The 770-nt window shown below is 46.8% G+C and carries 3 protein-coding genes; all 3 read right to left on the bottom strand.

The window, feature by feature from the left end:
• Nucleotides 1-127 (bottom strand): hypothetical protein (locus A3756_RS26240; protein ID WP_156490661.1); only part of this gene is annotated, 127 nt, incomplete at its 3' end.
• 22 nt (nucleotides 128-149) lie between these two features.
• Nucleotides 150-455, bottom strand: coding sequence for an urease subunit beta (locus tag A3756_RS21355; RefSeq protein ID WP_068552946.1), 306 nt, complete (start codon nucleotides 453-455; stop codon nucleotides 150-152).
• Between the two features lie 173 nt (nucleotides 456-628).
• Nucleotides 629-770 (bottom strand): urease subunit gamma (locus A3756_RS21350; RefSeq protein WP_197481442.1); only part of this gene is annotated, 142 nt, incomplete at its 5' end.

Genomic DNA, 770 nt, shown 5'->3' with positions numbered 1-770 from the left:
CTTCTTCGCCGTAGGTGGTGTAATCCTTCTCCACTTTGATCCAAAGATCGGTATCGCCTAAACGAACTTTATCACCCACCGTTGGACCGAACATTTGCGCATAGGCTTTTTTATCCATCTTAGTCATCTTTTCTCTCCTCAGCTCAAAGCTATAGCGCGCCCATTACATCACCACGGAATCCGTAGACCTTACGGTCACCCGCATAAGCCACCAGCTCTACTTCCCGGCCCTGTCCAGGTTCAAATCTTACCGCCGTGCCCGAGGCAATATTTAAACGAAAGCCTTTGGTCTTGTCTCGATCAAAACTTAAAGCTAAATTAGTTTCAAAAAAATGATAGTGAGAGCCGACCTGAATGGGTCGGTCACCGGTGTTTTCAACACGCAAGCTTAATGTCTCACGCCCTGCGTTCAGTTCAATATCGCCCTCGGCGACTTGGTATTCTCCAGGAATCATACTTGTCCCCTTATCAATAGATATTCGTTCATAGTTGTGTCATTCCTGCGTTATCCCCTAACTAACCCTCATGGATCCCGGCTTAAAACACCACCGGGATGACAGTTGTGAGTGTTACCATCGGTGTGACTATGTGAGTGTCACTAACGGAATAAAAAGGCCAATTAATCGACTTATGAAATCGGGTCGTGAACGGTGACCAGTTTAGTTCCATCAGGAAAGGTCGCTTCGACTTGCACTTCATGAATCATCGAGGCGACACCGTCCATTACTTGCTCTTCAGTCAACAAGGTTTTGCCGTAGCTCATTAGTTCG

Source organism: Oleiphilus sp. HI0086, assembly GCF_001635225.1.
This window is presented reverse-complemented; position numbering and strand designations above follow the sequence as displayed.